Annotated in this window: 17 protein-coding genes and 1 tRNA gene; 8 read left to right on the forward strand and 10 right to left on the reverse strand. The window is 60.4% G+C overall.

The window, feature by feature from the left end:
* Nucleotides 1-62: 62 nt before the first annotated feature.
* Both desA and BI292_RS09805 read left to right on the forward strand, forming a co-directional pair.
* The gene (gene desA, locus BI292_RS09800) at nucleotides 63-1247 is read left to right on the forward strand and encodes a delta-9 fatty acid desaturase DesA (RefSeq protein ID WP_092275133.1); all 1185 of its coding nucleotides are present in this window, start codon (nucleotides 63-65) and stop codon (nucleotides 1245-1247) included.
* 333 nt (nucleotides 1248-1580) lie between these two features.
* On the forward strand, nucleotides 1581-2570 hold the full coding sequence (locus tag BI292_RS09805) for a sensor domain-containing diguanylate cyclase (protein ID WP_092275136.1): 990 nt from the start codon (nucleotides 1581-1583) through the stop codon (nucleotides 2568-2570).
* Between the two features lie 147 nt (nucleotides 2571-2717).
* Here BI292_RS09805 and BI292_RS09810 read toward each other — a convergent pair whose 3' ends face one another.
* The 3 genes from BI292_RS09810 to gabD form a co-directional block, all read right to left on the reverse strand.
* Entirely contained in the window at nucleotides 2718-3932 is a 1215-nt protein-coding gene (locus tag BI292_RS09810; RefSeq protein ID WP_101207755.1) for a response regulator, read from the reverse strand.
* Nucleotides 3933-4070: 138 nt separating this feature from the next.
* Complete coding sequence (gabT, locus tag BI292_RS09815; protein WP_092275142.1) at nucleotides 4071-5348, reverse strand: 4-aminobutyrate--2-oxoglutarate transaminase; 1278 nt, start codon at nucleotides 5346-5348, stop codon at nucleotides 4071-4073.
* 185 nt (nucleotides 5349-5533) lie between these two features.
* Nucleotides 5534-6976, reverse strand: coding sequence for an NADP-dependent succinate-semialdehyde dehydrogenase (gabD, locus tag BI292_RS09820; RefSeq protein ID WP_101207756.1), 1443 nt, complete (start codon nucleotides 6974-6976; stop codon nucleotides 5534-5536).
* 349 nt (nucleotides 6977-7325) lie between these two features.
* Here gabD and BI292_RS09825 point away from each other — a divergent pair.
* A tRNA-Arg gene (locus BI292_RS09825) sits at nucleotides 7326-7402 on the forward strand.
* A gap of 159 nt (nucleotides 7403-7561) precedes the next feature.
* The gene (locus BI292_RS09830; protein ID WP_092275188.1) at nucleotides 7562-8131 is read left to right on the forward strand and encodes a hypothetical protein; all 570 of its coding nucleotides are present in this window, start codon (nucleotides 7562-7564) and stop codon (nucleotides 8129-8131) included.
* A 348-nt stretch (nucleotides 8132-8479) separates the two neighbouring features.
* Here the strand turns inward: BI292_RS09830 and BI292_RS09835 are convergent, their stop codons facing one another.
* From BI292_RS09835 to BI292_RS09865, 7 genes are all read right to left on the reverse strand, one after another.
* Nucleotides 8480-8752 (reverse strand): hypothetical protein, encoded by a 273-nt coding sequence (locus tag BI292_RS09835; RefSeq protein WP_101207757.1) that lies wholly within the window; start codon nucleotides 8750-8752, stop codon nucleotides 8480-8482.
* 20 nt (nucleotides 8753-8772) lie between these two features.
* A complete protein-coding gene (locus BI292_RS09840) occupies nucleotides 8773-9372 on the reverse strand; it encodes a hypothetical protein (RefSeq protein ID WP_101207758.1) in 600 nt (199 codons plus the stop codon).
* Nucleotides 9369-9950: an RNA polymerase sigma factor gene (locus BI292_RS09845; protein ID WP_101207759.1), complete on the reverse strand. Its 582-nt coding sequence runs from the start codon at nucleotides 9948-9950 to the stop codon at nucleotides 9369-9371. Before BI292_RS09845 ends, BI292_RS09840 begins: the two co-directional genes overlap by 4 nt.
* Before the next feature lie 16 nt (nucleotides 9951-9966).
* Nucleotides 9967-11682: a VWA domain-containing protein gene (locus BI292_RS09850; RefSeq protein ID WP_101207760.1), complete on the reverse strand. Its 1716-nt coding sequence runs from the start codon at nucleotides 11680-11682 to the stop codon at nucleotides 9967-9969.
* 114 nt (nucleotides 11683-11796) lie between these two features.
* On the reverse strand, nucleotides 11797-13155 hold the full coding sequence (locus tag BI292_RS09855) for an OprD family outer membrane porin (protein WP_101207761.1): 1359 nt from the start codon (nucleotides 13153-13155) through the stop codon (nucleotides 11797-11799).
* A 102-nt stretch (nucleotides 13156-13257) separates the two neighbouring features.
* Complete coding sequence (locus BI292_RS09860; protein ID WP_101207762.1) at nucleotides 13258-14652, reverse strand: amidase; 1395 nt, start codon at nucleotides 14650-14652, stop codon at nucleotides 13258-13260.
* Between the two features lie 51 nt (nucleotides 14653-14703).
* Nucleotides 14704-16017, reverse strand: a complete 1314-nt coding sequence (locus BI292_RS09865) for an MFS transporter (RefSeq protein ID WP_101207763.1) — start codon at nucleotides 16015-16017, stop codon at nucleotides 14704-14706.
* A 237-nt stretch (nucleotides 16018-16254) separates the two neighbouring features.
* Here BI292_RS09865 and BI292_RS09870 point away from each other — a divergent pair, with 237 nt between their 5' ends.
* The 4 genes from BI292_RS09870 (at nucleotide 16255) to BI292_RS09885 (ending at nucleotide 20008) form a co-directional block, all read left to right on the forward strand.
* Nucleotides 16255-17184 (forward strand): asparagine synthetase A, encoded by a 930-nt coding sequence (locus tag BI292_RS09870; protein ID WP_101207764.1) that lies wholly within the window; start codon nucleotides 16255-16257, stop codon nucleotides 17182-17184.
* A 67-nt stretch (nucleotides 17185-17251) separates the two neighbouring features.
* Nucleotides 17252-18322, forward strand: coding sequence for an LLM class flavin-dependent oxidoreductase (locus tag BI292_RS09875; protein ID WP_092275214.1), 1071 nt, complete (start codon nucleotides 17252-17254; stop codon nucleotides 18320-18322).
* The gene (locus tag BI292_RS09880; protein WP_101207765.1) at nucleotides 18315-19556 is read left to right on the forward strand and encodes an MFS transporter; all 1242 of its coding nucleotides are present in this window, start codon (nucleotides 18315-18317) and stop codon (nucleotides 19554-19556) included. Before BI292_RS09875 ends, BI292_RS09880 begins: the two co-directional genes overlap by 8 nt.
* On the forward strand, nucleotides 19553-20008 hold the full coding sequence (locus tag BI292_RS09885) for a cobalamin B12-binding domain-containing protein (RefSeq protein ID WP_101207766.1): 456 nt from the start codon (nucleotides 19553-19555) through the stop codon (nucleotides 20006-20008). The genes BI292_RS09880 and BI292_RS09885 overlap by 4 nt, the downstream gene beginning before the upstream one ends.
* Nucleotides 20009-20014 lie beyond the last annotated feature (6 nt).

Consider the following 20014-nt stretch of genomic DNA (forward strand, 5'->3'; position numbering starts at 1 on the left):
TATCTGTGAGCTTAGTGATAATGCATCGGCTGTTTATTTATTTATCGAGGGCCCTATAGCCTATGTGGTACGAAGGTTTTCTCGGCTTGTCACCCTGGTCTCTGGTGGCAGTCACCCTGCTGATGACCCATGTCACGATTGTTGGCGTCACGGTCTATCTGCATCGTTATTCAGCCCATCGCTCCCTGGAGTTGAATGCCGGGCTGAAACATTTCTTCCGCTTCTGGCTGTGGTTGACCACGGCGCAGAACACCCGCGAGTGGACCGCTATCCACCGCAAACATCACGCCAAATGCGAAACCGTCGATGACCCGCACAGCCCGGTGATCAAGGGCCTTTCCACGGTTCTGCGCAAAGGTGCCGAGCTGTATCGCACTGAAGCGGAAAACCCGGAAACCCTGCGCATTTACGGCAAGAACTGCCCTGAAGACTGGATCGAACGCAATCTCTACAGCCGTTATCCGCTGTTGGGCGTAGCGATCATGGGCGTCATCGACCTGCTGCTGTTCGGCACCATCGGCATCACCATCTGGGCGATCCAGATGATGTGGATTCCGTTCTGGGCTGCCGGCGTGGTCAATGGCCTGGGTCATGCCATCGGCTACCGCAACTTCGAATGCCGCGACGCGGCGACCAATCTGGTGCCTTGGGGCATCCTGATCGGCGGCGAAGAACTGCATAACAACCATCACACCTACCCGAACTCGGCAAAACTGTCGGTGAAGAAGTGGGAATTCGACCTCGGCTGGGCCTGGATCAAAGTCTTCAGTTTCTTCCGACTGGCCAAGGTGCAGCGTGTTGCGCCGATTGCCCATCGGGTCGAAGGCAAGGGCAGCCTGGACATGGACACCGCCATGGCCATCCTCAACAACCGCTTCCAGATCATGGCTCAGTACCGCAAATTGGTCATCGCACCCCTGGTCAAGCAGGAGCTGGAAAAGGTCGATCACTCGGTCCGTCACCAGTTTCATCGCGCCAAGCGGCTGCTCTCGCGGGAAACCAGCTTGCTGGATGACAAGCACCATGTGCGCATCCAGAACATGCTCGAGCACAGCCAGGCGCTGAAGGTAATTTACGAGAAACGTCTGGCGCTGCAGCAGATCTGGGTCAAGACCAGCTCAAATGGTCACGACATGCTCGCCGCGATCAAGGATTGGGTGCACGAAGCGGAAGCGAGCGGGATTCAATCCCTGCGCGATTTCGCCAATCAGCTGAAAACCTACTCCCTGCGCCCCGCCGCTGTCTGACTGAAATCGCACGCAGGCCTCTACCCAGAGGCCTGCCTGTTTTTAAACAGCCTTGCCGTTACACCTTCGCTCGCTCACGCGACATTTCCGCAAAAATCATATCGCCACTACCGCCCGGCGGGAGCCTTCTCCCCAGCCGCAACGCGCGGGAACTAAGCTCAAAATCGCCTATCTCAAAGACACTTCGCCATCCTGGCGGGCTGAGACCTGTTATCAATTATTTCCCACCAACGCGTGAATCGCCTGCTGTGGCACAAGAAATAATCGATAAAAGGCCCCCGTAGTCGCCACTTTGAAACTCGAGTGGCGCACGCCTTTTTGAGATTTGTGCCGATGGTCAATAAAAACCTACAAGACTCATCCCTCCCACAGTGGCCTGAAGCCGCGCAAACCCTGATGGCGCTGATGCACGCGCAAGGCGAAGTCGCACGCCTGAGTGAACGCGAACAGTTGTTCAGCTCGCTGCTGGTCAGCGTCAACGCGGTGCTTTGGGCATTCAACTGGGAAACCCGGCAGGTGCTCTACGTCAGCCCTGCTTATGAACGGATTTTCGGCCGATCCGCCGGGCTGCTGCTGGCCGACTACAACGAATGGCGCGACAGCATTTACCCCGATGACCTGGATTACGCCGAGCGCAGCCTCGCCGAAGTGCTGGACAAGGGCGCCGTCGAAGATCGTGAATACCGGATCATCGCGGCGGATGGCCAGGTGCGCTGGCTCAGCGACAAATGCTTCATCAATCGTCAGGCAGACCCCGGGCAACCGGTGATCATCGTCGGCATCGCCGAGGACATCACCGAAAAGAAGCAGATGGAAGCCGAGCTGCAACGCCTGGCGACCACTGATGTGCTGACCCAGAGCAGCAACCGTCGACACTTCTTCGAATGCGCTCACCGCGAGTTCGAGCACGCACGACTGCAAGGCGCGCAAATGGCGTTTCTGCTGCTGGATATCGATGACTTCAAACAAGTCAACGACACCTACGGCCATCAGGGCGGCGACACCGTGCTGCAACGCATCGCCGAGAGCGGCCGCGCGGCCCTGCGTCGGGGTGACTTGTTCGGGCGAATCGGCGGCGAAGAGTTTGCCGCGGTGTTCCCCGGTTGCGCGCCGGACATGGCCATGCAAGTGGCTGAGCGCCTGCAACGGGAGATCCAGCGTTTGAGCTTCAGCCATGACGACCAGACGTTCGGCATCACCGTCAGCCAAGGCCTGACCAACCTCACCCACGACGATGACAACCTCGACAGCCTGTTCGCCCGCGCGGACGCGGCCATGTACGAAGCCAAACGCCAAGGCAAAAACCGCATCATCTCCGCGTAAGCCTAAGCACAAATCCCCATGTGGGAGCGAGCTTGCTCGCGATAGCGCACTGTCCGCCACCACCGATGCTGAATGTCAGTGCCTCATCGCGAGCAAGCTCGCTCCCACAGGTATTTGCGAACGATCGGGTGGTGAATCCAAGGCTGGCTACTTTTTGCGCAGTCGCATCAATTCCGGCAGGCCGATCTTCAGCAGCCGTGCGGTCCGGCTCTTGGCCAGTTCTTCAATGCCCTCATGCTCGGTCAACCGTGCCAGTTGCGCCGCCATGTTCATCACCAGCGCCTCGCGGGAATAAACCCCGCCACCGAGCTGATACACCGCCGCGATCAAATCGCGCAGCTCCAGCGGCAAACGCCAGCGCGCTCGCAGCGCCGAGCCATAACTCGCACCAAACTCATCCAGCGCCTCGCCCACCTCGTCCCATTCGTTCAGCTCGCCGCCCGCCTGCTTCCATTCCTGCAAACAGCGCAGCAACGCCAGATCGCCGAGGCGATGCAGCATGCCCGCGCAATAACAGCGCTCCTGATCCAGATCGAGCAAGCGCGCCAGCGTCCGGCCGTATTCGGCGGTGCGCAGCGACATCTCCCAGTAGCGTTCGGCGTAATCGGCCAACTGCGGATCGCTCAGGCGCGCGCAGCGCTTGAGCGCCAGGCCCAGAATCAGGTTCATGCTTTGCCCGGTGCCCAAGCGCTGCAGTGCTTGCGCCAAGGTCTGCACGGCGACGCCATGGTGCTGCGCGGCACTGTTGGCCGCAGCGATCAGCACCGCTGTGACTTGCGGATCATTGCGGATCTCGCTTTCCAGCCGCGTCAGGTCGAGGCCGTTGGGATTGAGGCTGCGTTTGACCGCTAATTGCACGTCAGTCATCAACGGTGCGCCGTCGGTCGATTCACGCCGGCGTTCCAGATACACCGACAACGTCATGCCCGACGCCAGCGCCGGAATCTCGCACGACACTTCCTCGCCTGCGTTCAGCAGCAAATCCTGCAGACGTTGAGTCAGGCTTTCCATGTTCAGCGGTTTGGTCAAATACGCGGTGGGCGCCAGCGGCAAGGCTTCGCGGACACTGGCGCTGTCGTTGCGATGGCTCATCAAAATAAACGGCAGCGGCGGATTGCGTTTGCGCTGGCGGACGCTGCGCAACACATTGAGGCCATCGATGCCGGGCAATTCCCAGTCAACGATTACCAGATCGTAAGGCACCTGTTCCAGCAGCTCCATGGCCTGCTGGCCATCGGCACACAAATCCAGCCGCGCGTCGCAACGCACATTCAACAGCACCTGTTTCAACAGGTCGCGCGACCAGGGATCAGCCTCGGCAATCAGCACACGCGGTACGGCGGGCAAAACCACAGCGGTCATTCGCACACTCCATTGGCAATGCGTGAACCTTAGACAATGCTGGCCATTCGATACAGCGCATTTATCCCTGATGTGTTTCAAGGACATAAAAAAAACCCGCCGAAGCGGGTTTTTTGTCGATCGGGTCACACTCGGCGATCAGAGCTCGGAGAAGCACTCTTCGATGATTGCCAGACCTTTGTCCAGTTGCTCGTCCGGCGAAGTCAGCGGCACCAGCACGCGCAGAACGTTGCCGTAAGTGCCGCACGACAGCAGGATCAGACCCTTGTCACGTGCCTTGGCGACTACCGAAGCGACCGCCGCAGCGTTCGGCTTGTGGCTGTCGCCATCAACGAACAGCTCGACCGCGATCATCGCACCCAGCGCACGGACTTCGCCGATCACCGGGTATTTCGCCTGAATGCCTTTGAGGCCAGTCACCAGACGCTCGCCGACTGCCTTGCAGCGATCCAGCAGGTGTTCTTCTTCGAACACTTCCATCACGGCCAGGGCCGCGGCGCAAGCAATCGGGCTACCGGCGTAGGTGCCGCCGAGGCCGCCCGGCGCGATGGCGTCCATGTATTCGGCTTTGCCGCAAACACCGGCCAACGGGAAACCGCCAGCGATGGATTTGGCGAACGTGGTCAGGTCGGCGGAAACGCCCATCTGTTCCATGGCGAAGAAAGTGCCGGTACGGCCAGCGCCGGTTTGCACTTCGTCAGCGATCAACAGGATGCCGTGCTGGTCGCACAATGCACGCAGACGCTTCATGAACTCTTTCGGCGCGACGTAGAAACCACCTTCGCCCTGAACCGGCTCGATGATGATTGCAGCGATATCACGCGGCTCGGCGTCGTTCTTGAAGATGCGTTCGATGCTGGCGATCGAGTCGTCGACGCTCACGCCGTGCAGCTCGTTCGGGTACAGCGCGCGGAACACGCCGCCCGGCATCAGGCCCATGCCGGCCGAGTACGGCACGACTTTGCCGGTCAGGCCCAGGGTCATCATGGTGCGACCGTGGTAAGCGCCGGTGAACGCGATCACGCCGGCACGACCAGTGGCGGCACGGGCGATTTTCACGGCGTTTTCGACGGCTTCGGAACCGGTGGTGACCAGCAGGGTTTTCTTGTCGAAATCACCTGGGACCTTGGCGTTGATTTTCTCGCACAGCTCAACGTATGGCTCGTACGCCAATACCTGGAAGCAGGTGTGGGTCAGCTTGTTCAGTTGCGCAGTCACGGCAGCAATGATTTTCGGGTGCACGTGACCGGTGTTCAGCACGGCGATACCGCCGGCGAAGTCGATGAACTCGCGACCTTCAACGTCAGTCACGGTGGCGTTCTTCGCGGACTCGGCGAAGATCGGGTGAATCTGGCCAACACCGCGTGGTACAGCGGCTTCGCGGCGTTTCATCAAAGAAGCGTTAGTCTTGCTCATAAAGTCCTCATTCGCCGCTCATCGGGCGGCGTTGTTCAAGGAAAATGCGGCGGGGAGGCAACGGCGGCAGCATGCGATGATCGACTGCCACAGCGTTCCCGGCCACAGAGAAAATACCGGTTGAAACGCAGAAAGGGTCAGCGCTCTCGTGCCCTTTCTGCTTGAAGCAAAACGCCTCGCCGAGCTTAGATGCCCAGGCAGAGGTATTTGATTTCCAGGTAATCTTCGATGCCGTACTTGGAGCCTTCACGGCCCAGGCCCGACGCCTTGATGCCGCCGAATGGCGCGATTTCGTTGGAGATCAGCCCGGTGTTGACGCCGACCATGCCATATTCCAGCGCTTCAGCGACACGGAACACACGGCCCAGGTCACGAGCATAGAAGTACGAAGCGAGGCCGAATTCGGTGTCGTTGGACATCGCGATCACTTCGGCTTCGTCTTTGAAGCGGAACAGCGGCGCCAATGGACCGAAGGTTTCTTCCTTGGCCACGGCAGCGTTTTTCGGCACGTTGGTGAGGATGGTCGGCTCGAAGAAGTTGCCTTCCATGACCTTGCCACCCGCCAGCACGGTCGCGCCTTTGCTCACGGCGTCAGCGATGTGTTCCTGAACCTTGGCCACGGCTTTTTCGTCGATCAGCGGGCCAGTGGTGGTGCCGTCTTCCAGACCGTTGCCGATCTTGAGTTTGGCCACGGCCACTTTGAGCTTCTCGGCGAACGCGTCGTACACCGAATCCTGAATGTACAGACGGTTGGCGCAGACGCAGGTCTGGCCGTTGTTGCGGTATTTGGAGATGATCGCGCCTTCGACGGCCTTGTCCAGGTCCGCGTCGTCGAACACGATGAACGGCGCGTTGCCGCCCAATTCCAGGGACACTTTCTTGATGTCCTTGGCGCATTCGGCCATCAACTGACGACCGATTTCGGTCGAGCCAGTGAACGACAATTTACGCACGATCGGGTTGCTGGTCAGCTCGCTGCCAATGTCGCCGGCGCTGCCGGAAACCACGCTGAACACACCGTTCGGGATGCCGGCACGCTGGGCCAGTTCAGCCAAAGCGAATGCGGAGAAAGGAGTTTGCGAAGCAGGCTTGAGCACCATGGTGCAACCGGCGGCCAGCGCTGGACCCGCCTTGCGGGTGATCATCGCGGCTGGGAAGTTCCACGGGGTGATTGCAGCGGTCACGCCGATTGGCTGCTTGATCACGATCAGGCGCTTGTCTGGCTGGTGGCCCGGAATCACATCACCGTAGACGCGCTTGGCTTCTTCGGCGAACCACTCGATAAAGGAAGCGGCGTAAACGATTTCGCCCTTGGCCTCGGCCAGTGGCTTGCCCTGCTCGAGGGTCATCAGGCGCGCGAGGTCGTCCTGGTTTTCGATGATCAGTTCGAACCAGCGGCGCAGCTTGTTCGCGCGGTCCTTGGCGGTCAGTGCACGCCAGGCCGGCAGCGCCTTGTTAGCGGCTTCGATGGCACGGCGGGTTTCGGCAGCGCCCATTTTCGGCACAGTGCCCAGAATTTCGCCGGTTGCCGGGTTGTTGACCTTGATCGTCTGACCGTTGTCCGCATCAACCCAAGCGCCATCAATAAAGGCTTGCTGGCGGAACAACTGGCTGTCTTTAAGCTGCATGTCGGCTTTCCTTAACAGCACCGCGACCAGCGCGGAGCAAATTATGATTGTAGAAAGGCGCCTCGTAGGCTGCCGTCAGGGAAATCATTCACCGGGCTGAAGCACATAAATAGCGCACTGATCGAATCTCGTGCGGTTCAGCACCCAGGCAAGAGCGTTTGAAATCTCGAACGAATCCTAGGATCAATGCCGATAAAGGACAATAGGCCGTTCGAAAAAAAGAACGAAAACGGCGCATTTGCCGTTTTTTTCTGATCAACGTAGCAAACGGGTGTTACAGGTTAAAAAAACACAGGCTATTCAGCAGCATGGACGCCCGCAGTGCATATGAGTATCATGGCGCCCGCTTGCACCAGTAGCTCAGCTGGATAGAGTACTGCCCTCCGAAGGCAGTGGTCGTGGGTTCGAATCCCGCCTGGTGCACCATATAGAAGAAACGAGAAAGCCTCAGGCCGTTAGGGACTGGGGCTTTTTTGTGGGTGCTCGTTAATAAGCAATTCGTAACACAGTGCAGCGCCGAGAGCCGCATTCGGTGTGGCTTTATTCAGTTAACATCGCCGGCTATTACTTGCTCGAGGAACGAGCTTGCCAGCATTCCACGTGGACTCCATCCAACATTGGAAACCTTTCGGCCATGACGGGATATCGTATGACTTGGGCCATTTAGACAGCCACGAAGTCACTTTCCGGAAGGATGAAGCCAGGGAAGCAATCCGCTTCGTCGTCACCTATGGCTTGCACTGTTTCACTAAAGACAACACCGAGCACAATATTCCACTGATGTACGCAGACGGCCGTGAAAGTCAGTTTATTTGCCTTGAGCGCTACGAAGCCTCTAAGAAACTGCGGGGTTTTCTGGAAAAACTCGCCAGCGCTACGGTCTATCTGACGCAAGGCGAAAGTTTTTTCACACTGGATGTGATGAACAACGCCAGCGGCGAGATTGAGCCGTTCAAGATCTGCATGGCCATCTTCCGGGAAAACCGCGTATTGCGAATCCATGTGACCAGCGCGTTCTTTGTACGATTGGGCGAAGGTTCGCCTGGAGTGCGGGTCAAAAAGAAGGGATTCAGCATTTTCAAGGTGGCTGCAGACACTCAAGCAAAGCCGAAGGGCCAGTGTCCGAAAGAAGTCCGGAACCGGCATGCAAAATAAAAACCGACAGTCCAGAAACGGCGAATCCCTCTCGAGGAGGGATTCTCAGCCGTCGAAAACACATGGATTTCGACGGGGCAGGTCGTTCTCGCGTCGCGCTCGGCGAACTGGTTTCCCAGTAACGGGGTGCGATCCTTTCGGATCCCTGTAACCACCCTGCGGTACACGACTAAGTCGCCGGCCAATGGTAGAGAAACCACAGTGACTATGTCAACCAAGCCGAATAGTCGGCCGAAGCCGTTGACCGAATCCCTTTCCGGGAAGCGACGCTACGATGCTCAAAAAGCCCTGACTTGCCAACCGTGGATTCCCCGAACCTGATAAAAAACCGCCTAAGCGGTTTTTTTATCATTCAGTCGTCCAATCAAACTCGTCATATTCCTCATCATCTTCATCCCCCTCCTCCAACACCTCTTCCTCAACGGCATCTTCCTCGGGAACGCTTCCTTCCTGCTTGTTCAGCAGAAACTCCTTGCGACTCTCAATTATCCCCCGCCTCAACTCTTCCCCTTTCTTCGGGCAGTTGAGCATTTGGGCGATGCGATCGATTTTTTTCGCCACGGCTTCCTCCAACGCATCGGCTATGCCCCGATAGTGCGCGCTTTCGGGGCTTGATGCCAAATGGCTGGAGGGGCCGGGCCTCAGTTTTTCTTCAGGGCTTTGAGTCTGGCGGTGAGGTTTTCGTCCGGGAAACGCTGGTGCAATGTCTTCAACAGCTCATCGGCAGCCTGGGTTTGACCCGCGTTTTGCAGGCGAATCACTTCACGCAGTTGCTCGTCGAGCGGCTTCAGCGGCGCAGTCGCACGTTTGCTGACTTTGGCCTCGTCAGCCATGGGCGCGCTGAGCGATTCACTTTGCGCAGGCGCGGCGAGTTCGGCCATTGGCGCAGCGGGGGCCGGCGCGGCGATGGAGCGTGCGACGGGCGCTGGAGCCTCTTTCCTGGCCGAAAACGATGAGGTTTGCGGCGCGGGAGCAGCGTCGTACTGCAGTTCTTGCTCCGGTGTGCGCTGCACCAATGTGACCATCAACGCCACGCCGACGAGGCTGGCAAACGCCACTTGCCAACGGGGTTTCTGGCAGGCCTGGACCCAGCGCTGCCACAGACTTTGTTTCTGTGGCGGGACTTCGCGATGGGCGGTAGCAAGGATGAAAGCATCCAGATGCGACGGCGGTTCGCCAGTCGTGTGTTGGCGAAAGTGCTCGATCACAGGATCGTCTTTAGGGGAGCGGGCGTCAGTCATGTCAGTACCTCCTCGGCCAGCAGCCGACGCAGTTTTTGCTGGGCGTAGCGCAAGCGGCTTTTGACGGTTTCCAGCGGTGTTTCGGTGAGGGTGGCGATTTGCGGCAGGTCGAGGTCGCCGTGGGCGCGCAGCAGGAACACTTCGCGCTGGTCGGCGGGCAAGGTTTGCAGGGCGGTTTCGAGGCGCTGGGTGTCGCGGCTCAGGCTCAGCAGTTGTTCGGGGTCGGTGGCGGTGTCGATCACGGCGTGGGCCTGTTCGTCGTAGCTGTCGTGCAAAGGGTTGTGGATGCCATGTTTGCGCCAGTGATCGATCAATCGGTTGCGGGCAATCTGGTAAAGCCATGTACGAAAGTTCGCCCGGCCTTGTGGCTGACTGGTACTGCGGATCAGGCTCAGCCAGGTGTCCTGGTAAACCTCTTCGGCCAGTTCGGCTTTGCCGCTGAGGCCGAGGAGGAATCGATAAAGTCCCTGGCGATGGCGCGCGTACAAGGTTTCGAACGCCGGGCCGTCGCCGCTGCGATAACGCGCCAGCAGCGATTCGTCGCTGCTGGCGGAAGTGCTCAATTCAGGAGCGGTCATTTCGCTGAGGTTCCTTTCACTCGATGCGGGTGGCGTTGGCGTTGGCGGATGCGGCCGACGCCGTGGACGTGCGCAGGCTCTGCGCCAACTCGACCAATTGCACAAACTCGGCGCGCAGGCCAAAGCGATCATCGCCGCGAGCGCCACGGGCCAGGGCCTCGGTGTCTTTGAGGGTGAAATCGCCGGTGTAGCGACCGTCCTTCAATTGCTGGGAAAACGCCGCCACGGCCGCCGCGAAGCGCAGGTCATCACTGGCGGGCGCTGAGCTAGAGGTAATCGGCCGCTCGATCAAGCGACTTTTCCCACCGTCTGGCAACTGATATCGCACGCGCAACATGGCCATTTCCTCGGATTTCCCGGCAACAGCGGCTGCAGAATTGCCATAACGCAGCGGCTCCAACCACCCTTTCTCGCCCGCAGGAACAATTTCATACAACGCCGTCACCGTATGCCCTGCACCAATTTCACCGGCATCGACCTTGTCATTACTAAAATCCTCACGCTTCAACGCGCGATTTTCATAGCCCAACAGGCGATATTCGCTGACCTGGGCCGGGTTGAACTCGACTTGCAGCTTGACGTTTTTTGCCACCACGTCGAGGGTCGAGCCGAGTTGGTCCACCAATACTTTGCGCGCTTCGCGCAGGTTGTCGATGTAGGCGTAATTGCCGTCGCCGGCATCGGCCAGTTGTTCCATCAGGTGTTCATTGTAGTTATCCACACCAAAACCCAGGGTGGTCAGGGAAACACCAGTCTTGCGTTTATCCACAGCCATTTGCTTGAGGCTGTCGAAGTCGCTGATGCCGACGTTGAAGTCGCCGTCAGTGGCCAGCAGGATGCGGTTGATGCCTTTGGGGATAAAGGCCTGTTGCGCCATCTGATACGCGAGCTCGATGCCTGACGCGCCAGCGGTTGAGCCACCGGCGGTTAATTGGTCGATGGCTGTACGAATTTTCGCTTTGTCGCGTCCGGAAGTCGGTTCGAGGACAACGCGCGATTCGCCGGCATACACCACTAGCGACACCCGATCTTGTTCGCGCAGTTGATCGACGAGCAATTTCAGCGTGCTTTTGACCATCGGCAGGCCTTCGCGGCGGTCCATCGAACCGGACACATCGACCAGAAACACCAGGTTGGCCGGCGCCAGTTCGGCGACCGCGCGGTCCGAAGCCTTGATGCCGATGCGCAGCAACCGCGTGTGCGGGTTCCACGGCGACGGCGCCAGTTCGGTGGTCACGCCGAACGGCGAGCCATCGGTGGGCAAGGCGTAATCGTAGGGAAAGTAATTGACCATTTCCTCCAGGCGCACCGCGCCGTCGGGCGGCAGGCGTCCCTGATTGAGCAAGCGGCGCACGTTGGCGTAGGCGCCGGTATCGACGTCGGCGCTGAAGGTCGACACCGGATTTTCGGCGACGCTGTGAATCGGGTTATCGGCCAGCGCTTGATATTGCTCGCGTTGCTCATCGCGATAGCCCGGCGCAGCAGGCTCGGGCGCATACGTCGCCATCGGCGCCGCGCGCACGCTGCGTTTGGCCACGCTGACATCCGCCATCACCGCCTCATGCTGCACCGCCGGTTGAGTTTTCGACTCAGCCTGCGCCGGTAACGGTGACGGCGGCGCAACGACCGCCGAATCAGGTTTGGAAGAAACACCGCAACCGGCAACGGCCAGCAGCAAACCGATGGCGAAACCGTGGGTGGCCGGGCGCAGGAAGTGCAGAGGGAGGGACATGGTGGGCTGACCTCAGGAGGAAATTGATCCATTCATCCTCTGAGACGGAGCGCCCGACCGGTTCGGGTTAAAGCGCTGAAAAAGAATTTCAACGCCGGCCATAGGCGACGCGAGCTAAAACAGCGTGAACGGCACATTCGCCACCAGGCGAAACTCGTCATAGCTGCCGTCAATCTGCCCGCCACTCTCTCGATGGTTGTAGACGATGCTGCGCAGCACCGCGTTTTTCAGCGCGCCGGATTGCACCACGTAAGCCAGCATCAGACCGTTTTCGTTGTGTTTGGCGCCGTCGAGTCCGCGCACGTTGTAGCCGGTGTTGCGGCCGTCGCGGTCGCCGTTGTAATGGCTGCCGTCGATGCCCCAGCCCTTGGCGTGCCAGAGGCTGGCGGTCAGTCCCGGGATGCCATACGCGGCGAAGTCGAGGTCGTAGCGCAGCTGCCAGGATTTTTCGTTCGGGCCGTTGTAGTCGGAGTACAGCGAGTTAGCCATGTAGTTGCCGGTGGATTCCCAGACATAGTCGAAGTATTCGTCGCCGAACACCTGCTGCCACGCGGCGGTCAAGCCATGCGCGCCGTGGGACGCAGTGACGGCGAGGCTGTAGGCGTCGTTGTCGATGAAACCCAGGTGCTGTTCGCCCTGATCGCGGGTGCGGTAATAGTTGAGGCTGGTCTTCAGCGCCAAGTGCGCGCGGTCGCCTGCCAGGTGAGTCGCGCCCAGATAATATTGCTGCCACATGTCTTCGAACCGCGAACCGTAAGCGCTCACTGTCAGGCCGTAGGGTGACTTCGCGGTGGCGCCCAGGTAACTGATGCGCGAGCCGCTGTAGGCGCGGTTACCGAAGGTGGTGGTCAGCCGTTCGCTGCCGGTGCCGGTGCGCGGGATGGCGCGCTCGAAGCTGCCTGCCTGCAGCGCCAGCCAGTCGAGTTCGTTGCTGTTCAGCGCGATGCCCTGAAACGTCGAGGGCAAGGCGCGGTTGTCTTTGTAGCGCAGCACCGGATTCTCGGTGAGCATCCGCCCGGCCTTCAATTCGGTGCTCGACACCCGCAACCGCAGATCGCCGACGCCCAAGCGGCTCCAGGTCGGCACGGCGTCGCCATCGCTGTCGACCAGCACGCGGTCCCCGCCGTTGGCCACCGCGCCGTGGCCGCGCTCGAGGGTCACGGCGCTGAACAGCGAGGCATCGACGCCAAATCCGACCAGGCCTTGGGTGTAACCGGAGCTGTAATTGAGCATGCCGGTTTGCACCCACGTGTCGCGCTCGCGTGTCGGTTGGGCGACGCCGTGCTTTTTGATCACCAGATGCGTGCTGCGCTGCGTGTGTTGATTGGAATAATAGTGACGCAGGTTCAGGCCCAGATGGCTGCCGTCGATAAAACCCGGCGCCTGATCCTGAGGCGCCACCGGTTCAGCGGCCCAGCCTGGCTGAACGACGGCCAGCAGCAGGGGCAACGTGCGAAAGAAATGTGCGTGCATGAAAAAACGCCTGTAAAGAAATCCCGCGCCGCTCACGCACCTGGCGTTCGAGCGGTCGCGATTCAGAAGGGATCAGCTTGTGAGGAATCAGCCAAAGAGCGATCAGCGGGACGGCGCAGTCGGCCAGTGCTTGATCGGCCCGCGCCAGTCTTCGTAAGCCTTGGCGCATTGCAGCAACCATTGATCGGCGAAGCGCGGCGCGATCATTTGCAGGCCGATCGGCATGCCTTGGTCGGTGAATCCGCAATTGATCGACAACGCCGGTTGCTCGCCCATGTTCCACGGCAAGGTGAACACGATGTGCTCGAACGGCTGACGCGGATCGTTGCTCGGCGACGGCCAGTGCGCGGGGAAGCTGCTGACCTGATTGGTCGGCGACAGCACCAGGTCCAGATCGCCGAACAACCGTGCGCAGCGGCGGCGGATTTCGAAGGTCTGATTGAAGCCTTCGACCGCTTGCACCGCGCTCATCGTCGCTGCCGGCGCCGCCCAGTCTTTGATGTACGGCAAGACCCGTTCCCGTTGCGCCGCGCTCAGAGTTTGCAGTTGTGACAACTGCCGAGCGCGCCAGAAATCGTCGAGACCGTCGAGCAGTTGGCGATCCATCAACGGCCCGATCAAACGCACCTCGGCGCCATGTTCCGCGAACAACTGCGCGGCATTGCGCACGGCGTCGCACACCTGCGCTTCGGGCTGAAGGCCGCAGCCGGGGTCGAGCATCAAGCCGATTTTCAAGCCTTTGAACGATGGCGTTGCCTGGCTCCAGTCCAGTGCCTGCGGCGGCAGGCTGGTGGCGTCGCGCGCATCCGCCTGCGCCAGAAAACGCATCATCAACGCGCAATCATCGACGGTGCGGGTCATCGGCCCGGCGCAGCGTCCGGTGTAATACGGGTCGATGGGAATTCGCCCAAGGCTCGGTTTGAATCCGACCAAACCGCACCAGCCTGCCGGCAGGCGGACCGAACCGCCGATGTCCGTGCCGACGTGCAACGGACCGTAACCAGCGGCTGCGGCGGCGGCTGCACCGGCACTCGAACCGCCGGGGTTTTGCTCAAGATCCCAGGGATTGCGGGTGATCCCGTGAAAACTCGAAAGCCCCGACGACAGCATGCCGAAGTCCGGCACCGTGGTTTTGCCGAGAATAATCGCCCCCGCCTCACGCAAGCGCGCGGCGGGCGGCGCATCTGCGGTTGCCGCGACCAGCGCGGTGGCGGCGCTGCCCTGAGGAATGCAATCGCCGACGGTGGCGATCAATTCCTTAAGTGTCACCGGCACGCCGTCCAGCGCTCCGTTTGGCGAGCCTCTGCTCCAGCGCTCGCTGGATGCGCGCGCCTGCTCAAGTACGCGCTGCGGATCAAACGCATAAAGTGCCGCGATACTCGGCTCCCAGCGCTCAATGTGCGCCAGCAGGTGGTCGTAATATTCCAGCGGCGACAACGTGCGGCTGGCATACATCGCCAACAGTTGCGCGGCGGACAAATCCTGTAAATCGCTCATCGAATAGCCATCCTTGCCAAACTTTTTTTGCGCTTCTGCGACGTGCTTGCCTTAGCGCTCCGCCAGCAACGCCTGGCCGTTATCGGCAGATTGCCGTCCGCCAAAAAACCCGGCGCACGCGACGCCGACCGCGCCCATCACCACGCAATACGCCACGCACACCCACGGGCTCCACGGCATCAGCGCGATCAACAGCAACGGCGTGGTGCTCGCCCACAACGCGTAGGCAATATTGTAGGTAAAGGAAATGCCCGACACGCGGATGTGCGCCGGAAACAGGCTGACCATCACCGACGGCACCGCGCCGACCACCCCGCAGCTCAAGCCAGCCAGCGCATACGCCAGGCCCAGCCACGCACCGCCGCTGATCAGGCAGGCATAAAGCAGGGCGATGCCGATCGGCAACAGCACGCTGTAGAGCATGACCGTGCGCCAGGCGCCGATACGGTCGACGATCAGCCCGGCCAGCACGCAGCCAATGTTGAGGAAAACGATGCCCAGGCTGCTCAGCGCGAAGGTATGGCTGGGGCTCATGCCGAAGCTTTTTTGCATGACCGTCGGGGTGATTACCACCAGCACCACCACCGCAGACGTCAGCACGCAAGTGAGGATCATCGCCGGCAGCAGCATGTGCCGGTGCTCGCGCAACACCGTGCGCAACGGCAACTCGGCGTCCGCCTCGCGGCGAGCCTGCAGGGCCATGAACACCGGTGTTTCACTGAGCCAGCGGCGCAACCAGACGCCGATCACACCAAACACACCGCCCAGCAGAAACGGCAGGCGCCAGGCGTAGTCGAGGATTTCCGCGGCGGTGAACACTTGCGCCAACAGGGTCGCGGTCAACGCGCCGAGCAGATAACCAAACGTCAGCCCGGCCTGCAAAAACCCCAGCGCATAACCACGATGACCGGCAGGCGCGTGCTCGGCGACGAACACCCACGCGCTCGGCACTTCGCCGCCGACCGCCGCGCCTTGCAGCACGCGCAGCAACAGCAGCAGCAACGGTGCGAAATAACCGATCTGTTCGTAGGTCGGCATGATGCCGATCAACAGGCACGGCAGCGCCATCATCAGAATGCTCAGGCTGAACACGCGTTTGCGGCCCAACTGATCGGCGAAGTGCGCCATCAGGATGCCGCCCAGCGGACGCGCCAGGTAACCGGTGACGAAGATGCCGAAGCTTTGCAGCAAGCGCAGCCATTCGGGCATTTCCGGCGGGAAAAACAGTTGGCTGAGGGTCAGCGCAAAAAACACGAAAATGATGAAGTCGTAGATTTCCAGCGCGCCGCCGAGGGCCGCAAGCCCGAGGGTCTTGTAGTCAGCCTTGGAAAACTGATGGGCTCGCGAATCAGTAAGGGCAGTCATGGGCAAACTCTGAACAGTCTATAGAGGACGACGCCCGGCAATTTCAGCAATCGCTCAAGCCGGTTCACGGGTGCGTCGTCGGATCAATTTCAGCAGCGCGATATGGTCTACACAAAAGCCTGTGCGGACAACCGGCCTGTGCCTCTGTGTTGCTTTTTAGCTGGAATCTGTACATTGAGTTTTCCTCGGTTTAAACAATAATCAGGGCCTCCCAACTCCCTGAATATTTGGCCAATCATGGAAGAAATAGCACGTAACTTCGCCGATTTTGATCATCCTGATACAGAATCCATCGCCATCATCCGGGGCCGCGTCCTACAGGCTTTGCAGCATTATTTGCTGGATCGTGATTTCAAACAGCTGATGCCGATTCTGATGTCGCCGATCACTGATCCACTGAACCACGCGGTGTATCCCGCCGAGATCCAGTACGAAGAGCGGCGGCTGAAACTGACCGCGAGCATGATCTTCCATAAACAGTTGGCACTGACCGCCAAGGGCCACGACAAGATCTTCATCGTCGCGCCGAACATTCGCCTGGAAAAGGCCGAAATCAAGGATTCCGAGAACCACTTGCTGGAGTTCTCGCAGTTCGATTTCGAGATTCGCGACGGCGACATGCATCAGGTCATGGCGCTGATCGAAGGCCTGATCAAGCACGTGTTCAGCGAGGTCAATCAGCATTGCGCCGCCGAACTCGTGCAGCTCAACCGCCAACTGCCGCATTTCACCAGCGCGTTCCCGATCTACAGTTCCGACGAGTTGCGCGCCGAGCACGGCGACGACTTCGAAAAGATCATGTCGGCCAGCGCGCAAACGCCGTTTTTCGTCACCAACTACCGTCGCGAATTCTACGACCGGGAAACCCCGGGCAAGCGCGGCGCGTACAACAACTATGACCTGATTTACCCGGATGGCTACGGCGAGGCGCTGTCCGGTGCGGAGCGCGAGTTCGAATACGAGCAGATCGTCTACCGCATGAACGAGCTGTCGATGGACCTGCAACCGTTCGCCAATTACCTGGAAGTCGCGCGGCGCGGCTTGCTGCACCCGAGCGCCGGCGGCGGTCTGGGGATCGAACGCCTGCTCAAGTTCATCTGCGGCAAGCGACGCATCCGCGACGTCGCGCTGTTCGATCGCACCGTTGGCACCAGCTTCCTGTTCTGACCAAGGACCTGTCTTGCGACGCCTGCCCCGCTGGTCGCGGCGGCCGGCGTTGCCATGGAGAAACACAATGCCTGCACTGCGTATTCACTGGTGTTCGCCGCTCGACAGCGGCCAGCAAAAGGCTTCGGAAAAATACGACACCGGCGCGCTGGATTTTGCCGGCATCGTCGACTTTGCCCAAGAGGCCGACGAGCTGGGAATCGACTCGTTGCTGATGGGGATCAGCTATCACATGCCCGATCCGCTGCCGATGATCGGCGCGCTGGTTCGCGAGACCGAACGGGTCAAGTTCATCCTCGCGTACCGTCCCGGCCTGGTGCCGCCGACTCTGTTCACGCAAATCGTCAACACCGTGTCGTGGATGTCCGACAAGCGCATTTCACTGAATCTGGTGGCCGGGATTTCACCGGACGAACAGGCGTATTACGGCGACTTCGTGGCGCACGACGGGCGCTATGAGCGCACCGGCGAATTCCTCGACATCCTGCATCGGTTCTGGAGCGGTGAATCACCGCTGACCTACCACGGCAAGCATTACCGCATCGAAAAAGCCCAGCTCGGCTTGCCTTTCAAGGACGCCGAGCGCCCGCGCATCTACCTCAGCGGCGCGTCCGACATCGCCCAACAAATTGCGATGAAACACAGCGATTGCTGGCTGCGTTATGGCGACACCCCGCAAGGCATCGCCGAGGCCAGCCGCACCGTGCTGGAATCGGGCTGCTCAGTGGGGATTCGCATGCACGTGCTCGCTCGCGAAACCCGCGCCGAAGCCTTGGCCGCCGTCGAAAGCATGATGGAAAACCCGGACGAGCAGCACCGCGAATGGGTTCGCCAATTCGTCGGGCGTTGCGACTCGGAAGCGGTGAAAACTTCGTTCCGCCTGGCCGACAAGGCTGAACACGACTGGCTGTCGCCGATGCTCTGGTCCGGCGCTGTGGCGTACCGTGGCGGTCCGGCGTTGTGCGTGGTCGGCAGCTATCAGGAGGTCGCCGAATACCTGTTCGAGTACAAAAAAGTCGGCGTCAGCGAATTCATCTTCTCCGGTTGGCCGACCCGCGACGAGATGCGCCGCTTCTGCACGTACGTGCTGCCTTACCTGCGCGAACTGGAAACCGTCTGGGATCGCGATCATGCGTGAAACCGGCCTCGACGCACGACACAGCGCCGTTCGCTGGTTCGGCGCCGGGCTGCTGTGTGCGCTGCTGGCCGAGCAAACGGTGCTGTTCGCCGTGCCACTGATGATCTATCAACTGACCGGCAACGTGCGCTATTCCGGCGTCGCGTTTGCGCTTGAGTGGCTGCCGGCGCTGATCGCTTATCCATTTGCCGGGCTGCTGGCTGATCGCTTCGGCGGTCGCCTGCTGTTTCGCAGCGCCAACACCGCGCGCGCCTTGAGCCTGGCGCTGACGTTGGGGATTTGCTGGTACCAGCCGCACTGGATGGTCTGGGCGCTGATCGGCAATGGCATTGTCCTGTCGGTGTTGATGGCGCCGGTGCGCATGGCGGTGGAGAAAAGCGTGCCGCTGATCGCCGGACCGCAGCGTCTGGCGCACTGCCAGTCGCTGGTGCAAAACATGGAGCTGCTGGCCATGGCACTCGGTCCCGCGCTGGCCGCCGGGCTGGCCATGTACGCCGACAAACGCTGGTTGCTCGGTCTGGCGGCGGTGGCATTGTTCGCCGCTTCGATGTTCTGGAAAGGCTTGCCTACCGCCCGAACCGCCAACCACCCGACCAGCATTTTCAAGGATCTGGCCCTCGGCTGGCGCCTGCTGCTCGGCAACCCACCGGTGGTTTCCCTGGCCGCGCTCAACTTCACCATCAACCTCGCGTTTGCCGCTGTGCTCAGCGCCAACGCGTTTGTCATCAGCGGTGTTTTCAGCGCTGCCGACGGTGTGTTCGGGCTGATGAATGCCGGCGCTGGCGCCCTCGGTCTGCTGAATTTTGTGCTGGTGCCAAGGCTGCTGGCGCGGATGTCGATCTATCGCCTCGGCGCACTGGGTTTTGCCTTGTTGTGCCTGGGTTTGATCTGCATGGGCGTGGCCGGTGGCGTGCTGCTGTATGCCCTGAGTTTTCTCTTGGCGATGGCCGGTTGCGCATTGTTCAACGTGTTCAACCGCACGCAGCGAATCAAGGCGATTGGCACCGCGCATTTGGGCAAAGTCATGGGCCCGTTCTATCTGGTCAACCTGCTTTCGTACCCGCTCGGCGGCCTGCTCACCGCCACTGTCGGCCACGTCTACGGCGTGCAAGTGCTGATTCTGGTGCTCGCGCTGGTGCTGACGGTGCCCGGCACGCTGCTGTTCATTCTTACCACTCGGCGTTTTCGTCTTGCCCTGGATGGTCCGTCACTCGCCATGGAGGCTTCCCAATGAAAACCTTGCCGCACTGCCTGATCGCCACCGTCGAATCCGACTCGCACATGTGGAACCTGGTGTACCTGCAACTGTGGCTGGCCGAACACGGTTTCAGCGTGAAAAACCTCGGCAGTTGCACGCCGGTAGACGCCGTGCTGGCCGCGCTGCAACAGCGGCGCACGCAATTGCTGGTGGTCAGCAGCGTCAATGGCCACGGCTATTCCCAGGGTCTGGAACTGATCCGCCAAGTGCGCCGATTGCACCCGCACCTGCCCTGCGTGATCGGCGGCAAATTGACCACCTCCGAGGACGAAACCCTCGCGATCCGGCAACCCCTGATCGACGCCGGTTACCAGCAAGTATTCGTCGGCGCCGATGCCATTCAAGCGTTCAGCGCTTACCTGGGCACGTTGCACAGCCAGCACGACGCCGAACCCGCGCCTGCCAACAGCGTGCCGTCCTGGGGCTGAGCCCGG

The sequence above is a fragment of the Pseudomonas sp. 43NM1 genome, assembly GCF_002836905.1.
In the GTDB taxonomy this organism is placed as follows: Bacteria; Pseudomonadota; Gammaproteobacteria; order Pseudomonadales; family Pseudomonadaceae; genus Aquipseudomonas; species Aquipseudomonas prosekii.

Coding starts and splice junctions, on each gene's coding strand:
- BI292_RS09875 (WP_092275214.1), top strand. CDS start 17,252: ATGCCTGCACTGCGTATTCACTGGTGTTCGCCGCTCGACAGCGGCCAG.
- BI292_RS09885 (WP_101207766.1), top strand. CDS start 19,553: ATGAAAACCTTGCCGCACTGCCTGATCGCCACCGTCGAATCCGACTCG.
- BI292_RS09855 (WP_101207761.1), bottom strand. CDS start 13,155: ATGCACGCACATTTCTTTCGCACGTTGCCCCTGCTGCTGGCCGTCGTT.
- BI292_RS09810 (WP_101207755.1), bottom strand. CDS start 3,932: ATGACCGCTGTGGTTTTGCCCGCCGTACCGCGTGTGCTGATTGCCGAG.
- gabD (WP_101207756.1), bottom strand. CDS start 6,976: ATGCAGCTTAAAGACAGCCAGTTGTTCCGCCAGCAAGCCTTTATTGAT.
- BI292_RS09870 (WP_101207764.1), top strand. CDS start 16,255: ATGGAAGAAATAGCACGTAACTTCGCCGATTTTGATCATCCTGATACA.
- BI292_RS09865 (WP_101207763.1), bottom strand. CDS start 16,017: ATGACTGCCCTTACTGATTCGCGAGCCCATCAGTTTTCCAAGGCTGAC.
- BI292_RS09860 (WP_101207762.1), bottom strand. CDS start 14,652: ATGAGCGATTTACAGGATTTGTCCGCCGCGCAACTGTTGGCGATGTAT.
- desA (WP_092275133.1), top strand. CDS start 63: ATGTGGTACGAAGGTTTTCTCGGCTTGTCACCCTGGTCTCTGGTGGCA.
- BI292_RS09850 (WP_101207760.1), bottom strand. CDS start 11,682: ATGTCCCTCCCTCTGCACTTCCTGCGCCCGGCCACCCACGGTTTCGCC.
- BI292_RS09805 (WP_092275136.1), top strand. CDS start 1,581: ATGGTCAATAAAAACCTACAAGACTCATCCCTCCCACAGTGGCCTGAA.
- BI292_RS09845 (WP_101207759.1), bottom strand. CDS start 9,950: ATGACCGCTCCTGAATTGAGCACTTCCGCCAGCAGCGACGAATCGCTG.
- gabT (WP_092275142.1), bottom strand. CDS start 5,348: ATGAGCAAGACTAACGCTTCTTTGATGAAACGCCGCGAAGCCGCTGTA.
- BI292_RS09840 (WP_101207758.1), bottom strand. CDS start 9,372: ATGACTGACGCCCGCTCCCCTAAAGACGATCCTGTGATCGAGCACTTT.
- BI292_RS09880 (WP_101207765.1), top strand. CDS start 18,315: ATGCGTGAAACCGGCCTCGACGCACGACACAGCGCCGTTCGCTGGTTC.